This window comes from Ferrithrix thermotolerans DSM 19514 (genome assembly GCF_900128965.1).
GTDB lineage: Bacteria > Actinomycetota > Acidimicrobiia > Acidimicrobiales > Acidimicrobiaceae > Ferrithrix > Ferrithrix thermotolerans.
Map to the genome: position 1 here is coordinate 1 of NZ_FQUL01000082.1, position 1,790 is coordinate 1,790.

Here is a 1,790-nt window from a genome sequence, read left to right on the forward strand (position 1 = left end):
CCTCGGCAAGCTCTTTGATCACCAGCTCTTCGGTGTGTCGCTTGGATTTCATGGTGTTTTCCTCCACATCTACTTCGGAGGCAAAACTCATATATTGGGTGGGTTAGTTTTTGGGGAGCTCCTCAGATGATGATCCGAAGAAAGTTACGAAGATCTCTGACCAAAAAGTTTTTCCAAAGGCCGAAGCATCAGCACAGGGACAACACTGCTGTCATCTTCTACCCGCCAGAGATCCTGAAAGAGATCTCGATGCACTTATGTGCTGCTCTTTGTGGGCCTCTAATACCGTCTCGTCCTAGTTACCTTTCGGAACAACTTTCTTCTGTAGTGCCGAACGGCCCTTTTTAGGATCCTCTTCAACTCTCGCCTCCAGAACTGCCCAGATAGTACGCTTTGTAACTTGCGCAAAAAAGCTTCTGTGCTCTTCAAGAGGATAACATAGGGGTCTAACACTGCATAATCGTTGCATCTAGGCTGAGAGTATATATAACACGAACGACCCAATATCGGTGTTTCTCAACTGGTCATGTACCTTAGCCCCTATGAGTTCTTGACATCAGATACGAACACTAAGAGCATGGCCTTACCCGATCAGCCTAGAACCGGAAGTTCTATGCGGAGAAGTACCTACGGTCCGTAGCTACGAATCGCTGAGACGCTAGAACGAAAGAGGTCGACTCAAACAAGAGGTATTTTCTGTGGAGGGGATCCTCCAGCTATGAGATAAAGTTGCTCAGTGCGAAGGACGACGAACTAAAAATTCGTTAGTACCGGCGATAGATGTAGTTGAGGTGGCGACCGCCCTAGTAACAATACCGACGTTCAAGTTACATATTGAGATGTTTCCGATCGGATCTGGTAGGACATTAGTTCGAAGCCGAAGGGTTATAGAAAGTCGGGAATAGCTATTTAGTGGATAACTCTTGAAGATAGCTAAAAACGCACACCTATGATTGCCTTCTGTTTTAGGTTGGTCTGGGCTAATTATCCAGCCCACATAGAAGTAGGCGCTCCCACTGGCGCAAGAGTAACAAGTTGTGGGTCTCGACGGTATCCGATAGTGTAGGATCCTCTGCGAAGCGTGCGGCCATAATTGGCTGGCCGTCTATTGAGTAGAACTTGATGACGGGATAGCCGTATAAGGCACAGGTCACACTTGAAGCATCGGTGTACCTAAATAAGACATTTGTCTATTGACTGGCAAGAATCTGGTATTCTAAGTTCGAAAGGCTCAACCGTGATGCGTGGCACCAAATCACTACGATGCTTTGTTGAGCCGGCGTGGCAGTCGATTTTCTAGGAGGCGCAGTGGACGTGGGAGCAGTCGTTGTGGACGTCCTTGGCTGAGAGGTGGTTGTAGTTGAAGACGACAAAGTAGCAGTAGCTCCACACTAGCTAAGAGATATTGCTCCAAACATCACGACAGCCAATGGGGAAATCAAGCGATTTAGAGGCCTCAAAGACACTGGTGCCTCCTTTTGTTTACTTAGCTTTTGAGAACATATCCGGAATGTTTCAACAAAAAATGTACGAGGTGCTTTCGAATTTAGTAGTCAAAACGCTAACTTCCGGCCAGGGAAGGACTCTCTTTCATCTCCTCGTCATTTGGTCGGTTGATCCAGACCTCGGTATTGAGGGTGGGTGGGGTTGGAACCTTGTTTACAAAGCGTTCGGGGTGGTTTTGATAGGCGCCATTTAGAACCTCGGCTCGTTTTTCGGTGATGGCTTCGGCGTATCCCTCATGGACATCAGCTGGAGTCATGAGTGCAATGCCTAAATGGTGGTGCTCG

The 1,790-nt window shown here is 47.7% G+C and carries 1 pseudogene; it reads right to left on the reverse strand.

The window, feature by feature from the left end:
• Positions 1-1,561 precede the first annotated feature (1,561 nt).
• Positions 1,562-1,790: pseudogene (locus tag BUA24_RS12025) on the reverse strand (hypothetical protein); the annotation flags it as partial.